Genomic DNA, 26,915 nt, shown 5'->3' on the forward strand with positions numbered 1-26,915 from the left:
CCCGTGCGCCGGCGGCTCAGGCCCGGACGCGGTGCCGAACGGTGGAGCCCGTCCGGTCCTTGACGACCTCCAGCTGGGCCGGGATGCGCGCTCGGAGGTCGGCGACATGGCTGACGATGCCGACGCTGCGGTCCCGTTCGCGCAGCGAGTCCAGCACGTCCAGCACCTCGTCCAGGGTCTGCTCGTCGAGGCTGCCGAACCCCTCGTCGATGAAGAGAGTGTCCAGCCGGGTGCCGCCGGCCTCGTCGGTGACGACATCGGCGAGCCCGAGCGCCAGCGCGAGCGAGGCGAAGAACGTCTCGCCGCCGGAGAGGCTGGCGGTGTCCCGCTCGTGACCGGTCCAGGCGTCGATGACGTGCAGGCCGAGGCCGGAGCGCCGGGCGCTGCCGGCCCGTTCGTCGGAGTGGACGAGGGTGTAGCGGCCGGCGGACATCCGGTGCAGCCGCGCACTGGCGGCGGCCGCGACCTGTTCGAGCCGGGCGGCGAGTACGTAGGACTCCAGACGCATCCGCCGCTCGTTCTCGGCGGAGGTGCCGGAGGTGAGCGACGCCAGCCGCGCGATGCGGTCGTACGCGGCGCGCAGCGGGGCCAGTGCACGGGCGTCGGCCTGTGCGCGGGCCGAGAGCCGGTCGAGGTCGGCGCAGCGTTCGCGGGCCGCGGCGTGGGTCGCGGAGGCGGTACGCAGCCGCGACCCGGCGGCCTCCAGCGCGGTGCGCGCCGCGTCGGGGTCCACAGGTGGCAGGGCCGCCGCGGCGACCGCGGCCGGGTCCGCCAGCTCCGCCGCCACCGCGGCCGATTCGGCCTGCCAGGCGTCGAGGCGCTCCTGTAGCGCCCGCCATTCACCGTCGTGCAGCAGCGCCGCCGCGGCGGCCTCGGGAGTGTCGAATCCGGCGCGCCGGGCGGCTTCCGACAGACCGGCGCCGGCTTCCGCGAACCGCTGGGCGCAGGCGTCGGCGGTACGGGACGCCTCGGCGGCGGCGGTGAGCAGGGCCATCTCCCGCTCCAGCCGTCCGGCCCGCTCGGCCACGCTCGCGCAGTCGCCCCGCGCCTGGGCCAACTCCGTTTCCAGCGCGGTCCGTTCGCGCTCCAGCGCCTCGCGGTGGGAGGTGCGGGCGGCGGCCCGGCGCTCGGCGCGCTGCTGTTCGGTGCGGCGCCGTTCGTACTCGCCCTCGGCCCGGCCGAGGGCTTCGCGCGCGGTGTGCAGCTCCGCGCCGGCCGCCCGGTCGCGGGCGAAGGACTCCCGCAACTCGTCCACGTGGGCGGCCAGTTCGTGCGTCGGCGTGTCTCCCGCGGTGGCGGCCGCGGCGGCCAGCGCCTCCTTGGCGGACTGGCACCGCGCCGCCGCGTCCTGGCGGGCGTCCTCGGCCCCGCGGTGGGCGGCCAGGGCGGCTTCCTCGGTCGCGCGGTCGATGTGCCCGGCGCCCGCGCGGGCCGGGTCGGGGTGTTCTCGCGCGCCGCACACGGCGCACGGCCGCCCGTCCTGGAGGCCGTCCGCGAGCTCGGCGGCGATCCCGCGCAGCCGCCGGTCCTTGAGGTCGAGCCAGTGCTCGCGGGCGGCCGCGGTCCGCTCCCGGGCGGCGAGCAACTCCCCTTCGGCCGAACGGACTTCGCCGGTGAGGACGTCGCGCCTGCGGGCCGCCGCCAGGCGGGCGACGGCCGCCTCCAGCAGGGTGCCCAGCTGTTCGGTCCGGGTCGCGGCCTCCTGGGCCGTCTCGATGCGCCGCTGGAGGGCCTGCCGGGTGGCGTCCCAGTCCGCGAGCCAGGCGGCGGCGTCCAGCAGGGTCTGCTCGTCGGCGCGCGCCTCACGGTCGAGTCCGGCACGCTCCAGGCCGAGGTCGGCGGCCCGCCGTTCGGCGCGCCGGGCCGCCGCGAGCGACCCCAGATCTTCCCGCGACCGCCGTTCCAGCGCGGCGAGCCGGTGTCCTTCGGCGTCGGCGAGGCCGGGCGGCAGCGCGCTCCGGTGCCGGCGTTCGGCCTGGCGCGCGGCGGCCAGTTCGCGGCGGGCGGCGTCGTCGAGCGCGAGCGCGGGGGCGACGTCCGCGGCGGCGCGGGCCCGCGCCAGCCGGTCGCGGGTCCGCTCCCGCTCCGCGGTGTGGGCGTCGAGCTGTGCGGCGCGCCGGCGGGCGTCCGCGTGGCGCTGTTGCAGCCGGTCCCGTTCGCGGGCCTCCTCCAGCCACCGCTCCGCCGACCGCGCCGCGGCCTCGGCGGCCCGCACCGCGGCCCGCGCGATCTCCAGCCGCTCCCGGGCGCCGACCCGGGCCACCGCGGCCCGGACCAGTACGGCCTCGGCGAATCCCGGCTCGCCGGGGCCGGGCGCGGGCGTGCCGGGGGCGTCCGCGGGGCCGTCGGCGCCCCGCCGTCCGGTGTGCGCCGCGGGCCCGGCCTGCCGCGGTACGGCCGCGGTCGCCGCGCCGCCCCGGCCGCTGCCGGACGGGGACGGCCGCGCGGTCCGTTCCGGCGCCGGGACCGCGGGGTCGGCGAGATCGGGGTGCTCGCCGGCTGCCTGCGCCATCCGGTGCGCCAGCGCCAGCAGCCGTTCGTCGCCCGCGGCGACCCGGTCCGCGGCGGCCTTGCGGCGCGCGGCGAGCCGCTCTTCGAGGGCGGCGAACCGGCGGGTGTCGAAGAGCCGGCCGAGCAGCCGGCCGCGGGCCTCGGCGTCGGCGCGCAGGAACCGGGCGAAGTCGCCCTGCGGCAGGAGCACCACCTGGCAGAACTGTTCCTTGCTCATGCCCAGCAGCTGGCCGATCTCCTCGCCGATCTCCTGGTGGGAGCGGCTCAGCGCCTTCCAGTGCCCGCCGGACCCGTCGCCAGCCGCCCCGTCGGCGGCGCCGGTCCCGGCCGGGACGTACTCCCGCAGCCGGCTCTGCGCCTTCTCCCGGGTCGTGCCGCTGCCCCGCTTCTTGGGGCGCAGCTGCTCGGGCAGCCGGGTGAGCTCCAGCCGCCGTCCGGCCACGGTCAGTTCGAGGACGACCTCGGTGAGCGTCAGCGGGTCCGCCAGATCGCTGCGCAGCGCCTGGCCGCTCTGCCGGGCCCCGGGCACCGACCCGTACAGCGCGAAGCAGACGGCGTCCAGTACCGAGGTCTTGCCCGCGCCCGTCGGCCCGTGCAGGAGGAAGAGCCCCTCCCGGGAGAGCTGGTCGAAGTCGACGGTCTGGGTGCGGCCGAACGGTCCGAAGGCCGTGACGGACAGCCGGTGCAGCCTCATCGCGCCACCTCGTGCACGGCGTCGTCGAGGCGTACCTCGTCGATCGCCGAGCGCAGCTCGGCCCGTTCCGCCTCGTCGGCCGCGCGGCCGGAGCGCACATGTGCCACGAAGTCCTCGGCGATCTCCTGGTCGCCGCGGCCGCGCAGCCGCTGGGCGTACGAGGCGAGCGAGCGGGCCGGTGCCTCGTCCGGGTCGAAGACGAGGCTGACCAGGTGCGGGAAGCGTTTGCCGAGCCGGGCCATCGGCTCGTGCGGGCGGGCGGTGTCGGTGAGCGTCGCCTCGACCCACGCCTCTTCGTGCGCGCCGAGCGCCGAGTCGGCCAGCAGTTCTGCCAGCGGGCCGCGGATCCGGGCCAGCGGACGCGGTACCGGGCAGTCGATCCGTTCCGCGTGCACCGCGCCCGCCGCGTCCAGGTCGATCAGCCACGACGATTTGCGGTGCCCGGCCTCGGAGAAGGAGTAGGCGAGCGGCGATCCGGAGTAGCGGACCCGGTCGGTGAGCGTCTGGCAGCCGTGCAGATGCCCGAGGGCGGCGTAGTCGACGCCGTCGAAGACGGCCGCGGGGACGGCGGCGACCCCGCCGACGCTGATGTCGCGCTCGCTGTCGCTGACGGTGCCTCCGGTGACGAAGGCGTGCGCGAGCACCACGGAGCGCGTGCCCGCGGGCCGGCCGGCGAGGTCGGCGCGGACCCGGTCCATCGCCGCGCCGAGCACCTCGGCGTGCGTGGCCCGTCCGGCGCCGAGCTCGTCGCGCACCATGGCCGGTTCGAGGTACGGCAGGCCGTAGAGCGCGACCGGGCCGTGGCCGTCGGCGAGCAGCACCGGGGTGCCGCAGGCCGCCGGGTCGGTGCGCAGGTGGATCCCGGCCCGGCGCATCAGGCCGGAGCCGACGCCGAGCCGGCGGGCGGAGTCGTGGTTGCCGGAGATCATGACGGTGGGGACGCCGAGGCCGGCGAGGCGGTGCAGGGCGTCGTCGAAGAGTTCGACGGCGGCGAGCGGGGGGACGGCACGGTCGTAGACATCGCCCGAGACGAGCACCGCGTCGATCTCCCGGGTGCGGACCGTCTCGACGAGGTGGTCGAGGAACGCGCGCTGGGCGGTGAGCAGGCTCACGCGGTGGAAGGACCGGCCCAGGTGCCAGTCCGAGGTGTGCAGGATCCTCACCGCAGAGCTCCCACCCGCACCGCCACGCCTCCGCCTTCTCGTGCTTCGCAAGGATCAGCTTCCGGCCCGCGCACCCGGCGCGGGTCGTTCCTCAGCTCCGGACACTCTAGCCGCGGCCGGGGACCCCGCCCCCGGCGCCCTCGGCGTCCGGATCGGCCCCGTGCAGATACTCCTCGCTGATCCGCTTCGGCCCGAACGGCCACTCCTTCTCGTGGCGGGCCCACAGCAGGAAGGCCACGGCGCCCGCCGCGGCCCACACCAGTGACCATTCGATGGGGTGCCGGCCCGGCGAGCTCTCGTCCGCGTAGCCGTAGATCACCAGCCAGCCGACGAGCGCGACGAGGCTCGGCAGCGGGTAGCACCACATCCGGTAGGGGCGGCGCAGTCCGGGCTGCCGGCGGCGCAGCACGGTCACCGCCGCGACCTGGGCCAGTGCCTGCACGATCACCATGACGGTGGTCAGCAGCTGGATGATGGTGGCCAGGTCCGTGTGCCGGCCGATGAGGAAGCCGACGGCCATGACGACGCCCATGGTCAGCAGCCCCAGGACGGGGAAGCGGTGGCGCGGGTGCAGGGTGCCGTACGCGCGGAAGAAGACGCCTTCCCGGGCGGCGTCGTAGGGCACCCGTGAGCCGCCCAGCAGTCCGGTGAAGACGGAGGCGACGGCCGTGACGAGGATGAGCACCGTGACGGTGGCGGCGGCGCCCCTGCCCCAAGTCTTCTCCAGCACTGCGGAGGCGACGGAGGTGGACGCCACGTTGCCCGGATCGAGCATGTCCCGCCAGTCGACGACCCCGAGGGTGCCGATCTGGAGCAGCAGGTAGATCGTCATGATGCCGAGGATCGAGTAGATGATGGCGCGCGGGAGGGTGCGGCCGGGCTGTCTGATCTCGGCGCCCATGTAGGCGGTGGTGTTGTAGCCGAGGTAGTCGTAGACGCCTATGGTCAGTCCCGCCGCGAAGCCCAGCCAGAACTGATGCGAGGTCAGCTCCAGGGCGTGCGCGGGGTAGGTGAAGGCGCGCTCCGGGCTGAAGTGGGTGAACGCGGCGGTGATGACGAGGACGACGGCGGCGATCATCACCGTCCACAGGACGACCGTCAGCCGGGCGATGTTCTCCACCCGCCGCCACAGCAGCGCGATGATGGCGGCGGTGACGACGAGCCCGACGGCATCGCCCTGTCCCTGGCTCATCTCCGGCCACAGATAGCCGAGGTACTGCACGAATCCGATGACGCCCGTGGACATCCCGAGCGGGATGAACAGCATGGCCGTCCAGACGAACAGGAACGGCATCAGTTTGCCGGTGCGGTACTGGAACGCCTGCCGCAGATAGACGTAACTGCCGCCGGCGCCCGGTAAGGAGGCGCCCAGCTCGGCCCAGATCAGCCCGTCGGCCAGCGCCAGGACCGCGCCCGCGGCGAACCCGATGACGGCCTGCGGCCCGCCGAACGCGGCGACCATCAGCGGGATCGTCACGAACGGCCCGATGCCGCACATCTGGCTCATGTTGATGGCGGTGGCCTGGAAGAGGCCGATGCGGCGGACGAATCCCGCGCGCGTGTCGAGCCGGTCGGACATGCGTCAGCCCTTTCCCAGGCCGGCCCTCGCGCCGGTGCGCGGCCGGTTGTGTGCCGGGACAGGCTGACACGCCCGGCGTCACCGCGCACCGGTCGTGACCGGACTTTCCGCGACGGCCGCTACCGGGCGCGGTACGGCAGGGCCGTCACAGGTCCCCGTACGCCTCGCCGCCGACTTCCAGGAGCGCCGTCCCGGCCGTCGCATCGGCCAGCCAGCCGCGGAAGGCGTCCAGCTCGGCCTCCGGCAGCCCGACCTCGATGCGTACCTCGGCTCCGTACGTCACCTCGCGCACCGCGCGGCCCGTCGTCCGCAGGTCGTTCTCCACCCGCCCCGCCCGCTGGTGGTCGACGGTGACGGTCACCAGCCGGAAGCGCTGCCGGGTGACCGTGCCGAGCGCGTCCAGCGCCTCGCCGACGACGCCTCCGTACGCGCGGATGAGGCCGCCGGCCCCGAGCTTGATACCGCCGAAGTACCGGGTGACGACGGCCACGACATAGCGCACCTCGCGGCGCACCAGCATCTGGAGCATCGGGACGCCCGCGGTACCGCCCGGTTCGCCGTCATCGCTCGCCTTCTGGATCCCGCCCTCGGCGCCGATGACGTAGGCGAAGCAGTGGTGGCGGGCGCCGGGGTGCTCCTTGCGGACGCACGCGATGAAGTCCTGGGCCTCGGTCTCGGTCGCGACGGGCGCGAGCGCGCAGATGAAGCGGGACTTGTTGATCTCGGTCTCGTGGACACCCGCGCGCGCGAGGGTCCGGTACTGGTCCGGCATCGCACCAGCCTATGCGGCCCCCGGAACGGGTGGACACCGGCCGCCCCGCCGCCGCGCCGCGCTGCGGTGTCCGCCGTACGGGCGCAGTCCGCGCGGCCAGGCGGCGTACCCGCGCGGTCCGCTCGGTGCGTCGGGACGACGTCCGTGCCGCTCGTGGGCACTGTGAGCCCCGGGCGAGGGCCTCGGCATCCGGCCCCGCTCACGTACGCAGGAACGGAACGGCGGTCTGGCGGAGGGCTTCATGGACAAGGACACACAGTCGGAGACGGCGGCGGGCGTTCCCGTGACGGGCAGCGCGATGCCCGAACCGCCGCCGGAGGTCGTCGAGGCGGCCCGGCAGGCACCCGATCACTGGCTGGCCATGGTGGATCTCACCTGGTCCGGCGAGGGACCGCCGCCGCACTGGGCGCTGATCGGGCAGTGGCGGTCGGGGCCGACCGGTGAGATCGAGGAGTGGCAGGACAATCCGGAGTACCGGCCCTCCCCGCAGATGCTGGACTGGCCTGATCCGGCCGACGCGGTCGACAGCGCGGTCCAGTTGGCCGCCACCGGCTACGGCCCGGCGCAGGACGTTCCGGCGGCGTTGGCGCGCGCGGAGGTCTCCGTCCTGGTCAGCGCGACCGGGACACCGCTGACCGCGGCCTCCCCCGAGGGCACGCCGGTGGTGCCCGTCTACACGTCCGCGGTCTATCTGGAGTCCGTGGGACGTCTGCTGTACGACCGGCGGCCGGTGGCCGAACTCGTCGACCATCTGCCGCCGGGCCATGCCCTCTACCTCAACCCGACCGGCCCGGTGAGCATGCTGGTGGAGACCGAGCAGCTGCGCGCCGCGCTGGCGGCCGTCGGCACCGGGCCCGCGGGGCAGGCGGGCGAGGCGGCGGAACCGGCCGCCCCGGGGACGCTGCGCCCGGGGACGGCGGCGGCCGGGGCCGAGCCGGTCGGCAGCGGGATGGCGATCGGCAAACCGGCCCGCGCCGCGGCCGGAGCCACCGTCGTGGGGGCGGGTATGGCGGGCAGCGGGATGGTGGGCGGCCAGGGCTGACCCGCCGCGCAGGACTCGTCCCGCCCGTCTTCCCCTTCGGGCGGGGCGTCTGCGTGTCCGGGGGCGGGGTCCGGCCGCGCCCGGGGCCCGGCGGCTCCCCCGCCGCCGGGCCCTCCCCGGTCGGCGCGGGAATCTCCGGACGGTCTTGTCCGTTGATCGGCACAGGACCCATCCCCTCCGCAGGAGGCAGCACGTGTACGGCGACCCCCGCACGATCCGCAGGATTCTCACCGAGTCCGGCGAGACCTGGGCCGTGGTCGGCCTGTCCGGCAACGAACGGCGGGCGGCGTACGGCGTGGCGGAGCTGTTGCAGCGCCACGGCAAGCGGATCGTGCCGGTGCACCCCAAGGCCGAGACGGTCCACGGCGAGCGGGGGTACGCCACGCTCGCCGACATCCCGTTCCCGGTCGATGTGGTCGATGTGTTCGTCAACAGCGCGCTGGCGGGCGCCGTCGCCGACGAAGCCGTGGCGATCGGCGCGAAGGCCGTGTGGTTCCAGCTCGGGGTGGTCGACGAAGCGGCGTGGGACCGGGTGCGCGGGGCCGGTCTCGACATGGTGATGGACCGCTGTCCGGCCATCGAGATACCCCGCTCGGGGTTCCGCCCCGAGTGCGTCGGCGCCCGGTCATGAGCGCTCCGCGTGCCGCCCGCCCCGAGGACGCCGCCGAGCTCGTCCGGCTGCGCCGCCTGATGTTCTCCGCCATGACCTGCCGGGACGAACCCGGCGGCTGGGAGCGGGACGCCGAGGAGATGGCGCGTCGGCAGCTGACCGGTCCGGATCCGGTGCTCGGCGCGTTCGTGATGGACGGTGACGCGGCCGGCATCGCCCCGCATCTGGCGGCGTGCGCGGTCGGGCGGATCGAGGAACGGCTGCCGGCCCCCGGCCACCCCACCGGCCGCTTCGCCTTCGTCTTCAACGTCTGCACGGACCCCCGCTACCGCGGCCGCGGCCTCGCGCGCACCACGACCGAGGCCCTGCTGGCCTGGTTCGGCGAGCGTGGCGTCACCCGTGTCGATCTGCACGCCACCGACGACGCCGAGCCGCTCTACCGGAGCCTGGGCTTCACCGAGCACTCCACGGCCCTGTCGCTGGACCTGCGGACCCGCGCGCGGCCGGAGCCCCCGGCCGCCCCGGCTCCCTGACCGGTCCCGGCGGTGGCGTCAGGCGACGCCCAGCCCCGTCAGCACGGTGACGCCGGGCAGTTCGGCGAGCGCCTTGCCCGGCACGATGAGCTTGCCGCGGCGGCCGCCGCTGCCGATCAGTACGTACGGGGCGTCGGCGACGGCGGCGTCCACCAGCAGCGGCCAGCCGGCGGGCAGGCCGATCGGGGTGATGCCGCCGTACTCCATGCCGCTGTCGCCGACCGCGGTGTCCATCGGCGCGAACGACGCCTTGCGGGCGCCCAGTTGGCGGCGGACCACCCCGTTGACGTCGACGCGGGTGTGCGAGAGGACCACGCAGGCGGCCAGGCTCACCTCGCCGCCGCGCTTGCCCGCGACCACCACGCAGTTCGCCGACTGTTCCAGCAGCCAGCGCCCGTGGTGCTCGACGAGGGCGTCGGTGTCGGCGATCGCGGGATCGGTGTCGACGTAGCGGATCTCCTCCACCGGTACGGATCCGCGCCAGCCGCGGATCGCGGCGGCAACGGGCTCGGTCAGCAGATCCAGGCACGCGGCGGCGGGCCGGACGTCGTCGAAGGCATCCATGGGCACGGGCATGCGCGTCAAGCTAACAGGTACCCCGAGCGGTGCGGCGGGCGGTCCCGGCAGCACGGACCTGGTCAGCGGGCGGGCGGAATGATCACGGACATGGTCATCTCGACGGGCTCCGCGGCGTCGTTGCGGTAGCCGTGCGCGACCTTGGCCTCGAAGGTCGCCGAGGTGCCCGCGGGAACCGTGTACGGCGCGCCGTCCACGATGAGCGTCAGCGTGCCGGCGCGGACATGGATCAGCTCGACACTGCCGGGCGGATGCGGATCGGACACGCTCTCGTCGCCGGGCATCAGGCGCCAGTCCCACAGTTCGAAGGGCCCGGGTGCCTCGGCCCCGACGAGGAGGGTGGTGTGGCTGCCCGCGTCGGTGGACCACATCCGCACGGCCTCGCCCGGCGCCACCATCCGCACCTGCGGCCCCTGTTCGTAGTCCAGGAGCGTGGTGATGCTGACGCCGAGCGCGTCGGCGATCTTGACGGTGGTCCCCACGCTCGGGTTCGTACGGGCCTGCTCGATCTGGATGATCATGCCGCGGCTGACGCCGGCCCGCGCGGCCAGCGCGTCGAGGGTGTAACCGCGTTCGGTGCGCCAGCGCTTGAGGTTGCGGCCGAGCGACCGGGTGAGCTGTTCGAGGTCGGTCACGGTCCGTCCCGGTTCACTGTGTCGAATGCCGTAGCGGAGCGCGTCGCCGCACTACGGTGTGGTGCACTTCCGCGTGCAGCTCACTGTACTGCGTGGGGGCACCGTGACCGCCGGTGGCGCCGCACGGCTGACGGCCGCTCAGGAACCGCCCGGCGCCGCGTCCGCCGCCGAGCCGTCCGGGAGCGCCCGGTCCGTCTCCCCGGCCGCCGCGTGCTCGGCGAGCGCCAGCAGCTGCTCGGGGGTGACGCCCTCGGGCACCGGCACCGGGGGCGGCGTACGCAGCGGCGGCTGCCAGCCCGTCTCCCGGTCCCAGGTGCGGACGATCCTGGCGGGTGCGCCGGCCACCACCGCGTGGTCGGGGACCGGACCGCGGACGACGGCGCCGGCCGCGACGACCACGTTCCGGCCCAGCCGGGCGCCGGGCAGGATGACCGCCCCCGTACCGATCCAGCTGCCGGGGCCGATGCTGACCGGGTCGGTGCGCGGCCATTGCTTCCCGACCGGCACATCGGGGTCGTCGTAGCTGTGGTTGGTGGTGGTGACGTAGACGCCGGGGCCGAAGAAGCAGTCGTCGCCGATCGTCAGCCGGACATCGGCGATCACATGGCTGCCGCGGCCCAGCACGACGCCGTTGCCCAGCGTCAGGATCGGGGCGGGCCCCAGGTCGAGGTCCGGCATCATGCCCGCCGTCAGGGTCACGTCCTGGGCGATGATGCAGTGGTCGCCGATCTCGATCCAGGGGTCGCCGAAGACGGTGCCCTGGGGGTAGGCGAGCCGGGCGCCGGGGCCGATCCGGCGGAAGCGGTACGGTCCCGGCCGCTCGGCCGTGACCGCCGCCGCCTGCCGCACCCAGCGCGCGCCGCGGTGCACGGCGCGCGACACGGCCCGGCGCCGCCAGGCCGCGACGGATGAGAACACGTTCTGGTTCGTCGGCACCCGCACACCGTACTCAGCGCACCGCGCGCCGTCCGCGCGATCCGCTGTGATCTTCGCCCCACCACCGCCTTCCCCGGTCGCCCGGCCGCCCCGGTGCCCGTCGTCTACGGTGCTGTTGACGCGGCGTACCGGGCGGCGACGGCGAGGGGAGAGCGGAATGTCGGGGCAGGCATTGATCTCAGCGGTGGGCGGCAAGGAGCCGGTGGTCGATCCGGAGGCGTTCACCGCACCCACGTCCGTGGTGCTCGGCGAGGTCACCCTGGCCGCGGGCGCCAGTGTCTGGTACCACGCGGTGCTGCGCGCCGACTGCGGCCCGATCGTGCTCGGCGCCGACAGCAACATTCAGGACAACTGCACGGTGCATGTGGATCCCGGCTTCCCGGTGACCGTCGGCGCGCGCGTCTCCGTCGGGCACAACGCGGTCCTGCACGGCTGCACCGTCGAGGACGACGTCCTGGTCGGCATGGGCGCAACCGTACTGAACGGTGCGCACATCGGCGCCGGCTCACTGGTCGCCGCGCAGGCGCTGGTCCCGCAGGGCATGCGGGTACCGCCCGGTTCGCTGGTCGCCGGGGTGCCGGCGAAGGTCAAACGGGAGCTGACCGAGGAGGAGCGCGCGAGCATCGAGCTGAACGCCGCGATGTACCTGGAGCTGGTCCGGCGGCATCGGGCGGCGGCGGCCGGCACCGGGGGCTGATCCGTACCGGCCCGTCGCCGGTCCGCGTCAGGGGCGCCGCGCGGACTCGGCGGCCGCCAGCACGGACGTCAGCAGTTCGGCGTCGAAGAGGGTGGCGTCCGCGAGGCGGTTGGCGCCCGCGTACGCGTTCAGCATCATCTTGGCGCTCCGCAGGGCCGCGGGGGACCTGCGGACCAGCGGCCCGGTCCACTTCGCTATGACGTCGTCCAGTTCCTCTTCCGGGACGGCCTTGTGCAGGAGGGACAGCTCCGCCGCCTTCGCCGCGTCGAAGCGCTCGCCGGTCAGGATCAGCTCCCGGATCCGGGCGGCGCCCGACTCGTTCAGCAGCCGTGGCAGGACGCCTCCCCAGGCGGGCGGCAGCCCGAGCGCGAGTTCCGGCAGCCGGAAACGGCAGGTGTCCGCACCGGCCCGCAGATCGCAGAAGACCGCCAGCGCGATCCCCGCGCCGTCCACCCGGCCGTGCAGCCGGGCGATGGTGACGGCGTTCGCGGTCGCGAGCGCATCGCACACCCGCCGTGCCTTGTCGCCCATGCTGCGCAGCCCCGCCCCGGTGCCGTCGGCGGCGAGGAACCGGGCGAACTCCCCGCGGTCGCCGCCCAGGCAGAAATCCGCCCCCGCACCGGAGAGGATCAGCACCCGGATCTCGGGCGCGTCCTGTGCGGCGCCGAGCACGGTGAGGAGGTCGTCGAGCATCGGCACGGAGAGTGCGTTGCCGGATTCCGGGCTGTTCAGCCGGACCGTGAGCACGGGCCCCTCGTGGGCGACCTCAAGGGTCTTGAAGCTCTCGCGCACGGTGTTCGTCATCGGTACCTCAGGGGTTGATTACGGGCAGCGTCACCAGGCGCCGGAAGGCGACGCGCGGCGCCCATTCGGGCGCACGGCCGAGGCGCAGCCCGGGGAACCGCCCGAGCACCGCGGTCAGCAGCGTGGTCGCTTCGAGACGGGCCAGCGCCGCACCGAGGCAGTAGTGGATACCGCCGCTGAAGCTCAGATGGGTGGCCTTGCGGCGTACGTCGAAGACATCGGGGTCGGTGTGCTGCGCCGGATCGTGGTTGGCGGCGCCGACCATGAGGTGCACCATCTGGTCCTTGGGGACGCGTACCCCGGCGACGGTGATGTCCTCGCCCGCGACCCGGCTCACCACATGCGTGGGGGCGTCGTGGCGCAGCACCTCCTCGACCGCACCGGGAATGTCCTGCGGATGGGCGCGCAGCCACGCCTGCTGCCGCGGGTGTTCGGCGATCAGCCGCACCGTGGTGGACAGCAGGGTCGACGTGGTCTCCAGCGCGGCCAGGACGACGAAGAGCGCGAGGCGGTAGACGGCCTCGTCGGCGGCGTCCCGGTCCGGTTCGAGGCCGTCCCAGGTGCGTATCCACACCGAGACCGGATCGTCACCGGGCGCCCGGCGCCGTTCCTGGACCAGTGCGGTGAAGTACTCGCGCAGTCGCCGGGTCGCGGCGTCGGACCGCGCGAGCTGGCTCGCGGAGGGCAGCAATTCCTGTGCGAACACCTGGTCGTGGGTGAGCGACCGCAGCAGCGGATAGTCGGCGGGCGGCAGTCCCAGCCATTGGCCGATCGTCGCCACCGGCAGTTCATCACTGACCACGGCACCGAAATCCGCTTCGCCGTCCCGCAGTTGTTCCGCGAGCTTGTCCAGGAGGTCTTCCGTTGTCCTCTCGACGGAATTCTTGAGGATGTCCAGGGTTTTCCGATCGAACATGTTGCCCACTGAACGCCGGACCCGCGTGTGGTGCGGCGGGTTGAGTCCGGGCAGTGTTTTGCTCATTTCACGCGACGAGGCCGCACTCCACCGCGTCGCATCACCTTGCCGGGCCCGCCAATCGCCGTCGGGTACCAGCCAATTTCTGTCGCGCACTATCTCGTCGCACAGGCCGTAGGAGGTCACCAGATGTCCGCCCCAGGGAGCCGGAACGAACTCCCCCATCGACCGGAGTTCCGCGTAGTAGGGCGAGGTGTCAGCTTGCCCGTCCGGTGTACGCAGGCGCGAAAAGAGCCTTACCACGGAACGGCGGTCGACGGTCGGGACCACGGGTGGGGCAACCACTGCGGCTTCCACGGCGGCGACTCCTTCGTTCAATACATCCGGGCAGATTGGCCTGATCTGACTACCCGTGAGGTTGAACGTTTATGTGACGGGACGTCACTTCACCCTGTTGTGAATGTCACACCTTCCACCAGGTCAGGAACGAACTCCACCAGCTACCCTTCTGCGGCGCTTTCTGCTGTTGCTGGGACGGGGCATTTCCGGCGGCGTTCCCGAACGCCGGGTACGCTCCGCCTGCCCGTTTGTCGGACCGTACCGGGGTGAAGCGGGCGGGCAGTGCGTCGAGTGCCCGGTGGAAAGGTCCCGGCCGCCAGGTCAGGTTTTCCGCGGGCGTGGCCAGGTCGATATCCGGCAGGCTGTTGAGGAGTTTCTCGATCGCCAGCACGGAAATCAGCAGCGCGGGATCCTTGGCCGGGCAGGCGTGCGCGCCCGCGCCCCAGGCGAGATGGGCCCGCTTGCTGAGCGTCTGCCGGCCCACCGAAAGGTTCGGGTCGGTGTTCGCCGCCGCGAAACTGACGAGTACCGGATCGCCGGCCCGCAGCCCGCTGCCGAAGAGGTCCACATCCTGCACGGGGTAATGCACGGCGTAGTTCGCGATCGGCGGGCTGTTCCACAGCACGTCGTTGATGGCATCGTCCACCAGCAGACCCGCCGAATGCGGACCGCCCGCGTACTTCTCGTCAATCAGCAGCAGCCGGAGCGCGCTGGTGATGATGTGCTGGGTGGGTTCCGTGCCCGCCGCGATGAGCGTGACGAGCTGATGAATCATTTCCTCGTCGGTAAGCCGGGACTGATGCTGCATCAGCCAGGACGTGATGTCCTCGCCCGGCGTCGCCCGCTTGAGCGCGACGAGTTCGAGCAGGGCTTCGGTGAGGACCTCGTTCGCCTTTTCCGCGTCGATTCCGTCGAAAATCCCGGAGATACCGAAGACCAGTCGGTCACCGATCTCGGCGGGGCAGCCGAACAGATCGTTGAAGACCAGAAGCGGCAGCAACTGCGCGTAGTCGGCCACCAGATCGGCCCGGCCCCGGCCGCTGAACTGGCTGATGAGATACGTGGCGACGCGGTCGACGTGCCGGCTCAGCCGGTGGGTGTCCACCCGGGCCAGACTGTCCGTCACCGCCTGCCGCAGCCTCATGTGTTCCGCGCCGTCGGAGAAAAGGCAGTTGGGCCGGTACGCCATCATGGGCAGCACTGGGCTGTCCACCGGAATGCGCCCCTCGTTCCAGGCGCGCCAGCGGCGCGAATCCCGTGCGAAGGCGTCCGGGTTCTGCAAGACATGCAGCGCCGCGGCGTAATCCGTGACGAGGGTGGCCTCCACTCCGGGGGCCAGCTCGACCGGTGCGCCGGCACCGTACTGCCGCATGTTCTCGTAGAAAGCCTCGGGAGCGGCGGCGAATTCGGACCCGTGCAGGGGCAAGCGCCCGCCACCGGTGTGCGCGGGGCAGCCGGGCGGCGCCTGGTATTCCGAGTGAGATTGCATGCCTGAACTCCTAGTTGAGGCGGGACTGGAGATAACGGACGAGCACGATCAGCGAATCGGCCGACGATCGCTGGTCACGCGCGTCACAGTTGACGACGGGCGTCTCGGGGAGCAGGTCCAGAGCCTCCCGGATTTCGTCGAGCGAATGGCTCGGTGTCCCGTCGAACTGGTTCACGGCGATGGTGTACGGGATGCCGTAGTGCTCCACCAGGTCCATCACCGGGAACGATTCTTCGAGGCGTTCGGGATCCACCAGCACCAGTGCCCCGAGTGCCCCCCGCGACAGGTCTTCCCACACCTGAACGAAGCGCTGCTGGCCGGGTGTTCCGAACAGATACAGGACCAACTTCTCGCTGAGTGTGAGCCGGCCGAAGTCCATGGCGACCGTCGTCGTGGTCTTGCCGGGCGCGCCCTTGGGATCGTCTATTCCCGCGCCCGCCTGTGTCATGACTTCTTCGGTGCGCAGCGGTGGAATCTCGGACATCGTCCCGATGAACGTCGTCTTCCCCACGGCGAAATGCCCGACCACGAGGATCTTCGCGGCGGTCTGCACCGAACTGCGCAGGTAGACACTGTCATCCAAATCGAGCCTGGAGCCCATTAAGCACCTCCTCAAGAATTTGCCTGTCGACGAGTTGGGCGCTGGGTATCGGCGCGCGAGTCGAGAGGTGTCCTTCCTCCGTGAGGTCGGACACCAGAATCTTGACGACACCCACCGGCAACTGCATATGCCCGGCTATCTCGGCGACCGAAAGGAAACCCCCCGCGCACAGCTCCAGCAGGCGGAGTTTCTCCGGGTCGAGAGGCTTTGTGCGGGGCGGCTCCCGGTGCATGGTGACCAGTGTGATCAGTGAGAAATCACTGTCATCGAGCAGGTCGCGGCCGTTCGTGATGACATACGGCCGTACCAGTTCCGCTGTTTCCTGTGCCAGCTCCGGTTCGTCCGAGGTCGTCATGGTTGGATGTCAGCCCTCTCGCGCGGGGGGCTGGTCAGTGCTTTGCCGAGTTGTCCGACCAGCTGCTGCATACGGAAGGTGATCTCCGCCATGTCGACATCGGGCGACGCCGAAACAGCGAGATAGGCGCCTTCGCCGGCCGAAATGAGGAAGACCCAGCCGTGGTCGAACTCGACCAGCGTCTGACGCCACTGCGGCCGCTCGTCGGGGCTGCCGCAGAAATCGGCGACCGTACGGCTCAGTGACTGCATACCGCTCATCGCGGCGGCGACGGTATCGGCGTGGTCCCGGCCGACCCCTTTCGAGCGCGCCATAAGAAGGCCATCGGCGGAGACGAGAATCGCGTGCTGCGCTTCGGGCACTTCCAGAGCACTGTCAAGCATCCACGAAAGATCGTAGTTCACGGAGTCTCATGCCCTTCACTGCTTGCATTGGTGGAACGACGGCCCGATTGTGTCCCGCGCTGAAAGGCGCCCATGACGGAAGCCGTCGTCGCGCTGTCACGGGCCGGGCTGCCCGCGCTCTCCGACTCGGTCGGCACGATCGATATCGCGCCTCGGCGGCGGCGCTTCGGCAGACCGCCGGCCGTCGTTACGGGAGCCGCCGGGCGAGGATTGTTCTCCTCCGGCGGCATCGGGGTGGACGCGGCCACGGCTGGACTCTCCTCGGGCTCATGCATGGACGTGAGTAGATCGTCGGGGAGCAGGACGACCGCGCGCACGCCACCGTAGGGAGAGGTGGAATCCACGGACACACTGAAGCCGTAACGGGCGGCGAGGACACCGATGACCGTGAATCCGAACTGCGGCGGGTTACCGAGGCTGGAGACGCCGGGCGAGTGCTCGCTCGACAGGAGTTCGGCGGCCCGCGCCTTCTCCTCCTCGTTCATGCCGACACCGGCATCGTCGACCACGATGCAGACGCCCTTGGGCACCGGCCGGATGTTGATCTCGATCATCGTTTCCGGCGCCGAGTAGCTGGTGGCGTTGTCCAGCAGTTCGGCGAGGGTGAGCGCGACCGGTTCGACGGCGCGGCTCACAATGGCGAAATTGCTCTGGGAACGGATCTCGACGCGCGTGAAGTGCCGGATGCGGCCCTTCGCGCTGCGGACCACGTCGTAGAGCGAGGCAGCGTTGCGCCGCCTGCCCAGCCAGCCGTCGCAGAGCACCGCGATGGACTGGGCCCGCCGGGCGAACTGCGAGTTCATGTGGTCGATGTCGAGGAGGTCCTGGAGAATCTGGTGTTCGCCGTACGCCCCCTGCATCTTGGAAATCGCCAGCTGCTGCTCACTCGCCAGGCCCTGAAGAGTCCGCATGGCGGCCTTCAGCGTGTTCTTCGTGGCCTCTTCAGCTCTGTCCTTGGCCTCTTCCACGGCCTCTGTGTAATGATTCTCCAGGTTGGCGTAGTGCTGCTTGAGCTCAGCTTTTTCGTTGCGTAGCTCCGTGATCTTTTTTCTGCCGCGAACAATCGCGGTGGCGGCGGCAGGGGTACCAACGATCAGACCCCAGAGCGCTGGATCCTGGAAGTATGGCGTCATAGGACTCTCTTCGGACGACGGAGCCACGAGCTGTCAAATATCGGGATGTTGCGTTCAAAATCAGTCGCGACCCCCGGACATACCTGAACGGCCACGCACGGTCGCCTGCCGGAAATCCGTCCACGGCCCGGCAAATGGCATAACTCTCCCCGGGGTGGCGTTTTTCTCAGGGCAATGCGCGGATTTTATTTTGCCATAGCAGGCTATTAAAGCGCTTGGCAAGTGCGATGATCTTAGCATCACGGGCACGCCCGGCGTCCACGCAGATCCGCTCCGTTCCGTGACCTGACGGAGATTCAAAAATGGTCCGCTTTGGTGATATTGGGGGCTGTTGCCGGACTCCGGGGCGACCCCGGCCGCGGTGTTCCTGACGGTCCGTGAGGCGAACCCTCGGCTTGGCGAAAGCAATGACGCCAACCCCGTTCCCGCCCACCGTCCCACCGCCCCAAGCGGCGGCAAAGCACAGGTCAAAGGCGCCTGGCCGCGCCCGCCCGCCGGTTCGCCGCCCGCTGCGGCGGCCGGTCCCCGTGTCCGACAACAGCGGTACCCCGGTCACTCGTGACGGTGCGTCACACAGCCGGGACGGGGCCCTGCATCCGCTCGCTGATCCAGTGCAGCGAATCGGCCATCCGCTGGATGTAGGTGTGGCCGCTGTGCACCCCGTCGGGTATCTCGAAGAGCGTGGCGTGGACCGGCCCGCCCGTGTACTCCTGGATGAAGCGCTTGACGTCGGGCACCGCGGCCTCCTTCGTGCCGAGCTCGAAGGCCAGATAGACCTGCGGCCCCCCGTGTGCGACCAGTTGCCGTGACAGCCACCGCGGGTCGTTGGCGCGCATCTCGGCGGGGTGCCCCTGCCACATCGGCGAATCCGGCGCCGTGTCCGGGCCGTTGGCGATGACGGCCTTGAAACGGTGCGGGTACTTCAGCACCGCCTTGAGCCCGGCGAAGCCACCGGAGGAGGACCCCATGAAGGCCCAGCCGTCACGGCTGTCGTAGGTACGGAAGTTGGCGCGTGCGAAATCCGGTACGTCCTGGGTGAGCCAGGTCCCCATCTTGGGCTGCCCCGGTATGTCGCTGCCGTCGTAGTACTTCTTCCCCGGGTTGAGCACCGGCATCACGACGATGAACGGCAGCGTCTTGCCCTGCTGCGACCACTCGGCGATCCGCTCCTCCAGCGCGAAGGGCGCGCTCGCCCAGTAGTTGGCCGGGTAACCCCAGGAGCCGGGCAGCGCGATCAGTACCGGAAAGCCGCTCTTGAGGTACTTCGGCTGGTTGTACTGCGGCGGTACCCAGGCCCATATGTCGCCGGTGAAGCCGGACTTCCGGCCGTGCCATCTGGTCTTGACGACCTGGGTGCCGTCGTCGCCGGTCGTACGGAACGGGGTGAAGGTGGCGCGCGGGCCGGTCGGCGGCACCGTCCGGGGCCTGCCGTCGCTGGCGTCCGCGGCGTGCGCCCGCAGCCGCGGTACGTCGGACGCGTCCACGGCGTCCGCGCCGTGACTGCCGCAACCGGCGAGCAGTCCTACGGCTGCCGCACACATCACGGCTCTGACGCGCAGACACTTCATCGGGACGTACTCCTCGGAGGCTCGGGACCGGGCGCGGGCGCCGCACGGTGCCACCCCGCCAGGCCGGACGAAGGACACCACAATAAGATCAACTAGAGGGTGCCAAAGACCGGCCCCGGCGACCGGCGGCCCAGCGCGCGCCACTGGCGGATGTGCCGGTGCCCGTATCCCGCACGGTCACGGACGGGGTCCCTGGGACCCGCGGCGAGCGGCTGCCGGACGGCACCTCCGAGTGTCACGCGGCGTGACGGTGCGGGTGCGTTCGGGGTGCGGCCGCGGCGGACCGGGCGCACCCTAGGGGAATGAACCGCGCCCCGGTGATCGTCCATCCGCCCTGCGCCGGCGGTCGCCGCGTCACGCTCCACGGACAGGATCTCGGACGGGCACGGCGCCCCGGCGAGGTCGCCGCGATCCTGCGCCGGGCGGGCTTCTGCGCCGCGGACCCCCCTTGGGACGACGCCGGTCTCGTCGAATGGCGCGACGGCGGGCCCGACATCTGGTCGATGCCCTGACGCGGATCCCGCCCCGTACCCGCGCCACCGTCCGGACGGCACGACAACGGCCCGGCAGCGAGTGCTGCCGGGCCGTAGCTCCGGGTGCCGGCCGCCCGACCGGGAGGGCCGGGAGGCGTGGTGTCCCGGGCCGTCAGTCGGCCGCCGTGGCGACCGGGGCCTCCGCCTCGTGGGCCGCGGCCGCCTTCTGCGCCCGGCGCTTCATGACGAGGAACGAGCCGACACCGAACAGCAGGGCGGCGACCAGCCCGAGCCAGGAGAAGCGCTTGAGCCACGGTTCGGCGACAATGCCGACGCTGTAGATCAGCGCGGTCGTGCCGCCCGCCCAGACGATGCCGCCCAGCACATTGGCGATCAGGAACTTCCAGTACGGCATCTTCAGTACACCGGCGAGCGGGCCGGCGAAGATCCGCAGCAGGGCGACGAAGCGGCCGAAGAACACCGCCCACATCCCCCACTTGTCGAACTTCGACTCGGCCATGGCGACATGATCGGGGCCGAAGTGCTTGGGGAACTTACGGCCGGCCCAGTCCACCAGTGGCTGGCCGCCCTTGCGCCCGATCAGATAGCCGATGGAGTCGCCGATGATCGCGCCGGCGGATGCGCAGGCGCCCAGCACGACCGGGTCGATGTGGTCCTGGGTCGCGGCGAGGATCGCCGCGCTGACGAGGACGATCTCACCGGGCAGCGGAATGCCCAGGCTCTCCACCCCGATGACCACCCCCACCAGGAGGTATACGCTCACGGCCGGTACTGATTCCAGCCACTCCTGGATGTGCAACGCCGCTTCCTCCGCATGGTGTCGGGCCCCGTGGGCCATTGCCCGGCGGCACCGGCACCGGTGCCCGTCGATCCCCCGGGCGCGCCGGAACAGCGCGCCCGGGAAGCCTACTCGATGGCCGCGGCCGAGCGCTGTTCTCCGTACCCGGCGCCGGGCCCGCCGCGGCCGTCACCGGAGGCCGGGGCGGCTCAGGCGTTGGGGCGCAGTGTCCAGATGATGCGCAGCTCGGCCGTGACGGCCTCGTCCGCGCGCCGGATGGCGACATGGACCGGGAATTCGGGACGCCGGCCGGCGTCGAGTTCGGCGACCACCTCGGCGACCGGACGGCCGAGCTCCGCGGTCGCGGTGACCGGTCCCATGGCCAGTTTCTTGTAGTCGATCTCCGCCCGTACGGCGAGCGGCACAGCGCGCGAGAGCTGGTCGCCGAACGCCCCGATGACGATGGCGCCGCTGGCGGACTCCCCCAGCGTGAACATGGCGCCGGCGTGCGGGCCGCCGACGTGGTTGTGGTAAGCGCTCTGGTCGGGCAGGCGCACCACGGCACGCTCGGCGGTCGCCTCGACGAACTCCAGATTCAGGGTGCGGGCCATGGGCACGGTGGCCAGAAGCATCTCGCCGATGTTCGGCAGGGTCTCAGACATGGCCAGAGGTTACCAGCGGGTAGCAAAGGAGGGGAAGGCCGGATCTTCCCCTCCGGAGGACGGGGAAGCCGCAGCTCGGTCGGTGCGCACGGGGATCCCCGTGCGGAGGGGACACAGCTGTACGGTCCGCGGGCCGGCCCGCCTATCGTGGACGCCCATGTGGCCAGAACAACAGCACACCGGGGACGTGCGGACCGCACACCCGGCACACCGGGCGACGGACGCCCCGTACCCCGCCACCACCCGGTCCGCCGGGGCGCCGGCCCGGCCGGTGTGGTCCTGGTGAGGGCCCGTCCCGCCTGGGCGGGGCGCAACTACACCCTGCTCACCGGCGCCACGGTCCTCTCCGGCCTCGGCAGCTCCGGGGCGCTGATCGCGGCCGCCTTCGCGGTGCTCGGGGCCGGCGGCTCGGCCACCGACGTCGGGCTGGTCGCCACCGCCCGTACGGTCCCGCTCATCCTCTTCCTACTGGTCGGCGGCGCGCTCGCCGACCGGCTCCCCCGGCATCGCGTGATGGTCGCCGCGAACGCGCTCAGCTGCGTTTCCCAGGGCCTGTTCGCGCTGCTCGTGCTGGCCGGGGAACCGCGGCTGTGGCAGATGGCGCTGCTGGCCGCGCTCGGCGGCACCGGGCAGGCGTTCTTCGTCCCGGCGGCCGAGGGCATGGTGTTCGCCAGCGTCTCGGGCGAACACTCCGGCCGCGCGTTCGCCGTCTTCCGGATGGGCATGAACGGCGCGAACATCGGCGGCGCGGCGCTCGGCGGCGCCCTGGTCACGGCGGTCGGCCCCGGCTGGGTGCTGGCCATCGACGCCGCCTCCTTCGCCCTCGCCGGGGCGCTGCGCGCATTCCTCGACGTCAGCGGCGTCCCCGAGCGGGCCCCCGGTGGCGGGATGCTGCACGATCTGCGGGACGGCTGGCGGGAGGTGGCCGCGCGGCCCTGGCTGTGGGGCGTGGTGGTGCAGTTCGCCGTCGTCAACGCGATGGTCGCCGCGGCCGAGGCGGTCTACGGGCCGGTGGTCGCCGAGGAGCAGCTGGGCGGCGCCGGGCCCTGGGGGCTGGCGCTCGCCGCGTTCGGCGCCGGCACGGTGGGCGGTGCGCTGCTGATGACCCGGCTCACCCCGCGCCGTCTGCTGCTGACCGGTGTGCTCTGTGTCTTCCCGCTCGCGCTGCCCTCGGCCGCGCTGGCGGTGCCGCTGCCGACGGCCGGGCTCACCGCGATCATGTTCGGCACCGGTATCGCGGTCGAGGTCTTCGCGGTGACGTGGATGACGGCGCTGCACCAGGAGATCCCCGAGGAGAAGTTCTCCCGGGTCTCCTCCTACGACGCGCTGGGTTCGCTCGCCCTCGTCCCGGTGGCCACCTCGCTGGCCGGCCCCGTACAGGATCTCGTCGGCCGCACGGCCGCGCTGTGGTGCTGCTCGGCGCTGATCGCACTGCTGACGGCGGCCGTGCTCTGCGTCCCCGATGTGCGCCGGCTGACGCGACGGGCGACGACGGGCACGGTCCCGCAGTCAACGGCGCCAACGCCGCAGACACCGCCGACGCCTCGGACCTCCCAGACGCCTCGGACAGCCCGGACCACGCGGCCGTAGTCGCCGTCGCACCTCCCGGCCGTTGCCGCAGCCGCGTGGGTCACCCCGGTCCCGCCTACCCGGTCTCGGTCGTCACGGCCGCAGGCACTGCCGTTGTACGCGCCGTCGCTAGCGCCGTCGCTAGCGCCATCGCCATCGCCATCGCCATCGCCATCGCCATCGCCATCGCCATCGCCATCGCCATCGCCATCGAAACGGTGGTCACACGCGAGGGCGGGCCGCCAGGGCGACCGCCACGGTCCGGGCCGGGTCAGCCGATGCTGAAGGCGCCGTCCGGTGGTACCGGGGACGCCACCGCCTCGGCGTCGGGTACGGGAGCGGCGTCCCCGATCAGCCGCCGCAGTGCCGCGCCGTGCTCCACCCGGGCCGGGAACGCGTCACCCGCCGCCCGCCGGGCCAGCGCACCGAGCGGCAGTTCCGCGTGCGAGGCGAGCAGCACGGCGTTGCCGAAGCGACGGCCGCGCAGCACCGAGGGCTCGGCGATCAGCACGAGATGGCCGAAGGCCGTGGCGAAGTTGGCGAGTTGGCTGCGCAGGAAACCGAAGGGCGCGCTGTCGGCGAGGTTCGCGGCGTAGACGCCGTGCGGCCGCAGCACACGGGCGGCGGCGTGCGCGTACTCGACCGAGGTGAGATGCGCGGGCACCCGCGAGCCGCCGAAGACATCCGCCACGATGATGTCAGCGCTCTCCGCCGGTGCCGCTTCCAGGGCCGTACGGGCGTCCTGCGCCTGCACGTCGATACCGGAGCCGGCGGGCAGTGGAAGGTGTTCCGCCACCAGGGAGAGCAGCCCGCGGTCGGCCTCGACGACGGTCTGCCGGGAGTGCGGACGGGTCGCGTCGAGGTAGCGCGGCAGGGTCAGCGCCCCGCCGCCCAGATGCAGCGCGTCGAGCGGGCGGCCGGGGGCGGCGGCCTCGTCCAGCACGTGGGCGAGCCGCCGCACGTACTCGAACTCCAGGTGCGTGGGCGCGTCGAGATCCACGTACGACTGCGGCGCACCGTCCACCGTCAGCAACCAGCCGCGCGGACGGTCGACATCGGGCAGCAGCTTGGCGGTGCCGCAGTCCACGTCCCGGGTGACGGGGATCGGCTCGGGTGCCGCGTCCAGGGTCCGGGGGGCGGCTATCGGCTCGGGTGTTTCGTCCACGGTGCCATTGTGCCGGGCGGGGCGGGGGCCCTGTTCGGGGCGGGGTCCCTGCTCGGGGCGGGGTCCCAGTTCGGGACGGGGTCCCAGTTCGGGACGGGGTCCCAGTTCGGGACGGGGTCCCAGTTCGGAACGGGGTCCCAGTTCGGGACGGGGTCCCAGTTCGGAACGGGGTCCCAGTTCGGAACGGGGTCCCAGTTCGGAACGGGGTCCCTGCTCGGGACGGGGTCCCAGTTCGGGACGGGGTCCCAGTTCGGAACGGGGTCCCAGTTCGGGACGGGGTCCCAGTTCGGAACGGGGTCCCAGTTCGGAACGGGGAGCACCCGGCCGGGCCGAGGGGGCTCCCCGCCGCCGGGCCGGGTGCCGTCCGGTCCCCGCCGAGGCGCCGCCCAGTCGCGGCCGGGCCTCGGCCCACTCGGCCCGCCCGGCCCCAACTCCGTCCGCTCAGCCCGGAGCCCTGCCGCGCGCCACCCCGGGCCACCGGCACGGCAGGCACGGCACGGCAGGGCCCGGCAGAGCAGCGCTCATCACGCCGACCAGACCCGCCGGATCTCCGCCACATGCGCGGCCGCCTGGCGCCGCCCCGCACGGGCGGCGTCCGCGCGCTTGGCGGGGTCCAGGACGTTGCGGCCGAACGCCGCACCGGCCTCACGGTCCGGGTTCACCACGCACACCCGCGCGCCGGCCCGCGCCAGTGCGTCGCCCTGCGCCGTCGGCGAGGCGATCGGCCCGCCGCTGACCGCCATCGGTGCCACGACCACCACCCGGCCGTATCCGGCGGCCAGATCGGCATTGGCGCTGGAGTGCACACCGCCGTCGATCCACCGCCGCCCGCCGATGGTGACCGGCGGAAAGACGCCGGGCACCGCGCAGCTCGCGCCCACCGCGTCGATCAGCGCCACCCCGCTCGTGTCGTCGAAGGCGGTCCGCTCCCCCGTCGCCGCGTCCACCGCAGTGATCACCAGGCGGCGGGCGGGCCAGTCGGACGAGGACAGCGTGCGGGCGATCGCCGCGCGCTGGGCGGCCTCCGGGACGGTACGGGCCGCCAGCGCGAGCCGCCCCATCCGCGCACCGAACGACACCGTGTCCCGGGAACTCAGGGCGATGGCCGCGAACCGGGCCATCGCGGCCGGCCCCATCCGGCCGGACGCCCGGCTCGCGGGCGCGGCCAGCTGCCGCTCGTACATCTCCGCCGGCTTGAGGCGTTCCGCCGTGAGATGGGCGCCGACGATCGATCCGGCGGAGGTGCCGATGACGATCTCCGCGTCGGTGAGGTCGATGCCCGCCTCCGCGAGTCCGGCGATGATGCCGATCTCCCAGCCGATTCCGGTGAGCCCTCCGCCGCCCAGGACCAGTGCCGTACCCGTCATCCGACGTCCCCTTCCCTCACCGGCCGCCCGCCTAGGTCACCGTCGCGGCAGGGTCAGCCGCATCGACCGGCCCGGCCGGGCCAGCAGTCTCGCACTCCGCCCGACCGGCGGAACAGCACGCATACCCCGCGCCACCGCGCCCCGTACCTGTGCGAGGTACGGGGCGCGGCGCTCACGTCAGGGCCGGGTGCGCACCCCGTCTCACTCCTCGACGGTGCGCACCGTGCCCGCGCCGACCGTCCGGCCGCCCTCGCGGATGGCGAAGCCGAGGCCCGCCTCCAGTGGCACGTCACGGCCCAGTTCGACCGATACGGTCACCGTCTCCCCGGGGCGGGCGACGGCCCGCTCGCCCAGGTCGAGGTCGCCGACCACGTCCGCGGTGCGGATGTAGAACTGCGGGCGGTAGCCGGTGGACAGCGGCGTCCGGCGGCCGCCCTCCTCCGTGGACAGTACGTACAGCTCCGCGGTGAAGCGGCGGCGCGGTGTGACGCTGCCCGGCGCCGCGACCACATGGCCGCGCCGCACCTGGTCCCGGTGCAGACCACGCAGCAGCAGCGCGACATTGTCCCCGGCCTCGGCGGACTCCATCGGTTTGCCGAACGTCTCCAGACCGGTGACCGTGGTCTCGGTCTCCGCGCCCAGCACGGCCACCCGGTCACCGACCCGCACCGTGCCGCGCTCGACGGCACCGGTGACGACCGTGCCGCGACCGGTGATGGTCAGCACGTTCTCCACCGGCAGCAGGAACGGCGCGTCGACATACCGCTCGGGCATCGGGACATAGGTGTCCACGGCGTCCAGCAGCGCGTCGATCGCCTCCGTCCAGCGCGGGTCGCCCTCCAGCGCGCGCAGCCCGGAGACCCGTACGACGGGCACATGCTCCCCGTCGTAGCCGTGCGCGCCCAGCAGTTCGCGCACCTCCAGCTCCACCAGGTCGGTGAGCTCCGGGTCGCCGGCGTCGGCCTTGTTGAGGGCCACGACGATGTGCCGTACGCCGACCTGCTTGGCGAGCAGTACATGCTCGGAGGTCTGCGGCATGATCCCGTCGAGCGCGGAGACGACGAGGATCGCACCGTCGAGCTGCGCCGCGCCGGTGACCATGTTCTTGATGAAGTCGGCGTGGCCGGGCATGTCCACATGGGCGTAGTGCCGGGTGCCGGTCTCGTACTCGACGTGCGAGATGTTGATGGTGATACCGCGGGCGGCCTCCTCCGGGGCCCGGTCGATCCGGTCGAACGGGACGAACGTGCCGCTCCCCCGGTCGCTGAGCACCTTGGTGATCGCGGCGGTCAGCGTGGTCTTGCCGTGGTCGACGTGGCCCATGGTGCCGATGTTCAGGTGCGGCTTGGTGCGTACGTATGCCGTCTTGGGCATGGTGTTCTTCCTCGCAACAATGCGGTGAGTACGGCGACTTGACGCCGTGGGAGCCCCTGAGCCGGTCCGACCCTCCCCCTGTGGGGCTCACCGGACGTTCCGGGAAGGGTCAGCTTCGGGCGCCGCCGGCCGCGGGCGCTGCCGGGGCA

The 26,915-nt window shown here is 72.4% G+C and carries 26 protein-coding genes; 6 read left to right on the forward strand and 20 right to left on the reverse strand.

Annotated elements, in window-relative coordinates:
• Window positions 1-16: 16 nt before the first annotated feature.
• The 4 genes from ACLJWH_RS26915 to ACLJWH_RS26930 all read right to left on the reverse strand — a co-directional run bounded on the left by ACLJWH_RS26915 (window position 17) and on the right by ACLJWH_RS26930 (window position 6,719).
• Window positions 17-3,205: an AAA family ATPase gene (locus tag ACLJWH_RS26915; RefSeq protein WP_411144334.1), complete on the reverse strand. Its 3,189-nt coding sequence runs from the start codon at window positions 3,203-3,205 to the stop codon at window positions 17-19.
• Window positions 3,202-4,368 carry an exonuclease SbcCD subunit D gene (locus ACLJWH_RS26920; RefSeq protein WP_411144335.1) on the reverse strand — a complete coding sequence of 389 codons (1,167 nt, stop codon included), beginning with the start codon at window positions 4,366-4,368 and terminating at the stop codon, window positions 3,202-3,204. Before ACLJWH_RS26920 ends, ACLJWH_RS26915 begins: the two co-directional genes overlap by 4 nt.
• A gap of 106 nt (window positions 4,369-4,474) precedes the next feature.
• Window positions 4,475-5,947 carry an APC family permease gene (locus ACLJWH_RS26925; protein WP_411144336.1) on the reverse strand — a complete coding sequence of 491 codons (1,473 nt, stop codon included), beginning with the start codon at window positions 5,945-5,947 and terminating at the stop codon, window positions 4,475-4,477.
• 145 nt (window positions 5,948-6,092) lie between these two features.
• Complete coding sequence (locus tag ACLJWH_RS26930) at window positions 6,093-6,719, reverse strand: YigZ family protein (protein ID WP_411144337.1); 627 nt, start codon at window positions 6,717-6,719, stop codon at window positions 6,093-6,095.
• Between the two features lie 241 nt (window positions 6,720-6,960).
• Between ACLJWH_RS26930 and ACLJWH_RS26935 the strand changes: the two genes are divergently transcribed.
• The 3 genes from ACLJWH_RS26935 (at window position 6,961) to ACLJWH_RS26945 (ending at window position 8,904) form a co-directional block, all read left to right on the forward strand.
• On the forward strand, window positions 6,961-7,761 hold the full coding sequence (locus ACLJWH_RS26935) for a type VII secretion system-associated protein (RefSeq protein ID WP_411144338.1): 801 nt from the start codon (window positions 6,961-6,963) through the stop codon (window positions 7,759-7,761).
• A 193-nt stretch (window positions 7,762-7,954) separates the two neighbouring features.
• Window positions 7,955-8,392, forward strand: a complete 438-nt coding sequence (locus ACLJWH_RS26940) for a CoA-binding protein (protein ID WP_411144339.1) — start codon at window positions 7,955-7,957, stop codon at window positions 8,390-8,392.
• The gene (locus ACLJWH_RS26945; RefSeq protein ID WP_411144340.1) at window positions 8,389-8,904 is read left to right on the forward strand and encodes a GNAT family N-acetyltransferase; all 516 of its coding nucleotides are present in this window, start codon (window positions 8,389-8,391) and stop codon (window positions 8,902-8,904) included. Before ACLJWH_RS26940 ends, ACLJWH_RS26945 begins: the two co-directional genes overlap by 4 nt.
• A gap of 18 nt (window positions 8,905-8,922) precedes the next feature.
• Here the strand turns inward: ACLJWH_RS26945 and ACLJWH_RS26950 are convergent, their stop codons facing one another.
• The 3 genes from ACLJWH_RS26950 to ACLJWH_RS26960 all read right to left on the reverse strand — a co-directional run bounded on the left by ACLJWH_RS26950 (window position 8,923) and on the right by ACLJWH_RS26960 (window position 11,051).
• Complete coding sequence (locus ACLJWH_RS26950; protein WP_411144341.1) at window positions 8,923-9,480, reverse strand: YbaK/EbsC family protein; 558 nt, start codon at window positions 9,478-9,480, stop codon at window positions 8,923-8,925.
• A gap of 62 nt (window positions 9,481-9,542) precedes the next feature.
• Window positions 9,543-10,115, reverse strand: a complete 573-nt coding sequence (locus ACLJWH_RS26955) for a helix-turn-helix domain-containing protein (protein ID WP_411144342.1) — start codon at window positions 10,113-10,115, stop codon at window positions 9,543-9,545.
• 138 nt (window positions 10,116-10,253) lie between these two features.
• The gene (locus ACLJWH_RS26960; RefSeq protein WP_411144343.1) at window positions 10,254-11,051 is read right to left on the reverse strand and encodes an acyltransferase; all 798 of its coding nucleotides are present in this window, start codon (window positions 11,049-11,051) and stop codon (window positions 10,254-10,256) included.
• Window positions 11,052-11,208: 157 nt separating this feature from the next.
• Between ACLJWH_RS26960 and ACLJWH_RS26965 the strand changes: the two genes are divergently transcribed.
• The gene (locus tag ACLJWH_RS26965; RefSeq protein ID WP_411144344.1) at window positions 11,209-11,748 is read left to right on the forward strand and encodes a gamma carbonic anhydrase family protein; all 540 of its coding nucleotides are present in this window, start codon (window positions 11,209-11,211) and stop codon (window positions 11,746-11,748) included.
• A 27-nt stretch (window positions 11,749-11,775) separates the two neighbouring features.
• On the opposite strand, the gene ACLJWH_RS26970 is transcribed toward ACLJWH_RS26965, so the two are convergent.
• The 8 genes from ACLJWH_RS26970 to ACLJWH_RS27005 form a co-directional block, all read right to left on the reverse strand.
• Window positions 11,776-12,552: an enoyl-CoA hydratase/isomerase family protein gene (locus ACLJWH_RS26970; protein WP_411144345.1), complete on the reverse strand. Its 777-nt coding sequence runs from the start codon at window positions 12,550-12,552 to the stop codon at window positions 11,776-11,778.
• Between the two features lie 7 nt (window positions 12,553-12,559).
• Window positions 12,560-13,693, reverse strand: a complete 1,134-nt coding sequence (locus ACLJWH_RS26975; protein ID WP_411144346.1) for a cytochrome P450 — start codon at window positions 13,691-13,693, stop codon at window positions 12,560-12,562.
• A 238-nt stretch (window positions 13,694-13,931) separates the two neighbouring features.
• Window positions 13,932-15,296 (reverse strand): cytochrome P450, encoded by a 1,365-nt coding sequence (locus ACLJWH_RS26980; RefSeq protein ID WP_411144347.1) that lies wholly within the window; start codon window positions 15,294-15,296, stop codon window positions 13,932-13,934.
• 10 nt (window positions 15,297-15,306) lie between these two features.
• Window positions 15,307-15,897, reverse strand: coding sequence for a GTP-binding protein (locus ACLJWH_RS26985; RefSeq protein WP_411144348.1), 591 nt, complete (start codon window positions 15,895-15,897; stop codon window positions 15,307-15,309).
• Window positions 15,872-16,252: a DUF742 domain-containing protein gene (locus tag ACLJWH_RS26990; protein ID WP_411144349.1), complete on the reverse strand. Its 381-nt coding sequence runs from the start codon at window positions 16,250-16,252 to the stop codon at window positions 15,872-15,874. Before ACLJWH_RS26990 ends, ACLJWH_RS26985 begins: the two co-directional genes overlap by 26 nt.
• Window positions 16,249-16,656 carry a roadblock/LC7 domain-containing protein gene (locus ACLJWH_RS26995; RefSeq protein WP_411144350.1) on the reverse strand — a complete coding sequence of 136 codons (408 nt, stop codon included), beginning with the start codon at window positions 16,654-16,656 and terminating at the stop codon, window positions 16,249-16,251. The genes ACLJWH_RS26990 and ACLJWH_RS26995 overlap by 4 nt, the downstream gene beginning before the upstream one ends.
• Window positions 16,653-17,789 (reverse strand): ATP-binding protein, encoded by a 1,137-nt coding sequence (locus ACLJWH_RS27000; protein WP_411144351.1) that lies wholly within the window; start codon window positions 17,787-17,789, stop codon window positions 16,653-16,655. The genes ACLJWH_RS26995 and ACLJWH_RS27000 overlap by 4 nt, the downstream gene beginning before the upstream one ends.
• A 569-nt stretch (window positions 17,790-18,358) precedes the next feature.
• Window positions 18,359-19,357 (reverse strand): alpha/beta hydrolase, encoded by a 999-nt coding sequence (locus ACLJWH_RS27005; RefSeq protein ID WP_411144352.1) that lies wholly within the window; start codon window positions 19,355-19,357, stop codon window positions 18,359-18,361.
• Window positions 19,358-19,659: 302 nt separating this feature from the next.
• Here ACLJWH_RS27005 and ACLJWH_RS27010 point away from each other — a divergent pair, with 302 nt between their 5' ends.
• A complete protein-coding gene (locus ACLJWH_RS27010; protein WP_411144353.1) occupies window positions 19,660-19,869 on the forward strand; it encodes a hypothetical protein in 210 nt (69 codons plus the stop codon).
• A gap of 133 nt (window positions 19,870-20,002) precedes the next feature.
• On the opposite strand, the gene ACLJWH_RS27015 is transcribed toward ACLJWH_RS27010, so the two are convergent.
• Window positions 20,003-20,650, reverse strand: a complete 648-nt coding sequence (locus ACLJWH_RS27015) for a DedA family protein (protein WP_052853965.1) — start codon at window positions 20,648-20,650, stop codon at window positions 20,003-20,005.
• Window positions 20,651-20,838: 188 nt separating this feature from the next.
• Window positions 20,839-21,291: a DUF4442 domain-containing protein gene (locus tag ACLJWH_RS27020; RefSeq protein WP_411144354.1), complete on the reverse strand. Its 453-nt coding sequence runs from the start codon at window positions 21,289-21,291 to the stop codon at window positions 20,839-20,841.
• 282 nt (window positions 21,292-21,573) lie between these two features.
• On the opposite strand from ACLJWH_RS27020, the gene ACLJWH_RS27025 reads away from it, so the two are divergent.
• Window positions 21,574-22,881 (forward strand): MFS transporter, encoded by a 1,308-nt coding sequence (locus ACLJWH_RS27025; protein ID WP_411144355.1) that lies wholly within the window; start codon window positions 21,574-21,576, stop codon window positions 22,879-22,881.
• A gap of 250 nt (window positions 22,882-23,131) precedes the next feature.
• Here the strand turns inward: ACLJWH_RS27025 and ACLJWH_RS27030 are convergent, their stop codons facing one another.
• The 3 genes from ACLJWH_RS27030 to tuf all read right to left on the reverse strand — a co-directional run bounded on the left by ACLJWH_RS27030 (window position 23,132) and on the right by tuf (window position 26,766).
• The gene (locus ACLJWH_RS27030; RefSeq protein ID WP_411144356.1) at window positions 23,132-24,025 is read right to left on the reverse strand and encodes a spermidine synthase; all 894 of its coding nucleotides are present in this window, start codon (window positions 24,023-24,025) and stop codon (window positions 23,132-23,134) included.
• 524 nt (window positions 24,026-24,549) lie between these two features.
• The gene (locus tag ACLJWH_RS27035) at window positions 24,550-25,392 is read right to left on the reverse strand and encodes a patatin-like phospholipase family protein (RefSeq protein ID WP_411144357.1); all 843 of its coding nucleotides are present in this window, start codon (window positions 25,390-25,392) and stop codon (window positions 24,550-24,552) included.
• Between the two features lie 201 nt (window positions 25,393-25,593).
• Complete coding sequence (gene tuf, locus ACLJWH_RS27040; RefSeq protein ID WP_411144358.1) at window positions 25,594-26,766, reverse strand: elongation factor Tu; 1,173 nt, start codon at window positions 26,764-26,766, stop codon at window positions 25,594-25,596.
• Window positions 26,767-26,915 lie beyond the last annotated feature (149 nt).

The sequence above is a fragment of the Streptomyces sp. x-80 genome, assembly GCF_046549095.1.
Lineage (GTDB): Bacteria > Actinomycetota > Actinomycetes > Streptomycetales > Streptomycetaceae > Streptomyces > Streptomyces celluloflavus.